Origin of the sequence: Ureibacillus chungkukjangi (genome assembly GCF_003217295.1) — a bacterium.
In the GTDB taxonomy this organism is placed as follows: domain Bacteria; phylum Bacillota; class Bacilli; order Bacillales_A; family Planococcaceae; genus Ureibacillus; species Ureibacillus chungkukjangi.
On the sequence record NZ_QJTJ01000082.1, the window covers coordinates 1 to 1,400 of the forward strand.

Here is a 1,400-nt window from a genome sequence, read left to right on the forward strand (position 1 = left end):
TGATCTGACCCAAGAAAGTTAGACATATGTAATTAAGCTGCTTCAAGGACCTGAGTTCGGTATTCCACCGGGCTTAGGTCTTTTAATTTTGCCTTCATACGTTTGTTATTATAATAGTGAATATAATCCGATAGTTCCTTCTCAAAATGCTCCATGCTCTCAAATTCTTGCAGATAAAGTAGCTCAGATTTTAGTAAGCCAAAGAAATTTTCAATGACTGCATTATCCAAACAATTGCCCTTACGGGACATACTTTGTGTGATATTATGTTGTTTTAATGTTCGTTGGTATAGTTTCATTTGATAGTGCCAACCTTGGTCTGAATGTAGAAGGACTTGATCATCTGGTCGAAGCCGCATTACTGCTTGTTTTAACATATCGCCAACTAATTTATAAACTGGGCGACTCATTACCGTGTAGGCAATGATTTCACCGTTACATAAATCTAATACTGGAGATAAATAACGCTTCTCACCAAATAAATGAAATTCTGTTACGTCCGTTACCCATTTCTCGTTCATGTTTTTCGCTGTAAAATCACGATGTAAAATGTTCGGTGCAATTTTCCCGACATTTCCTTTGTATGATCGGTATTTTTTCATACGTACTTCGCATTTAATGCCCATGGCATTCATCAATTTATTAATTGTTTTTGGATCATGAGAGAAGCCATATTTCTTTAATTCTTTAGCAATTCTACGATACCCGTAACGCCCTTTATGTTCGTGGTAAATGGACTGAATAACAGCTTTAACTTCTGCATATTTATCATCACGATTTAAACGCTTTTCCCAGTAGTAATATGTGCTACGTGGAATATCAGCGACTTTAATTAATTCCACCACTTCATAGATTTCCTTTAGTTCATAAATTACTTGCGCTTTGATTTGGTTGGTAATTTTTCTTTCATTTGAACTAAAGTGTTTAACTTTTTTAAATATGCATTCTCCATTTCCAGTTGCTTTATACGCGCCTCTAGTTCTTCTACAGATCCTTCAGCTGGTAAAGTTTTCGTGTCCTTTTTCATAGGTGGTCGCCCCTTTTACTTAGAAACAAGAGTATCATAACCACCAATTTCAAACTTTATCTTCCAAGTTCGAATCAAGCCAGGAGATGAAATGTTAAATATCGCAGCTGTGTCAATAGAGGATGTACCTGTTTCGTTCATATAGTTAAGTACATTCATTTTAAACTCAGCAGAATAGTTTGTATAGGATTTTAGGAATGCCTCTCTACCGTTCTCTTGATAAAGACGAACCCAATCACTGATTACACGCCGAGTAACACCAATATCCTTCGCGATTCCATTCATTGATTCATGCCCATTTATATAACGTTCAACTGCTTGAATTTTTTGTTCGATAGAAAATTTAGCCATAAAAAAACCCCCGTAAAAGTTA

At 35.7% G+C, this 1,400-nt stretch carries 1 pseudogene; it reads right to left on the reverse strand.

The features are described 5' to 3' along the window. Positions 1-32 precede the first annotated feature (32 nt). Positions 33-1,378, reverse strand: a pseudogene (locus BJ095_RS18835) (IS3 family transposase). Between the last annotated feature and the right edge of the window lie 22 nt (positions 1,379-1,400).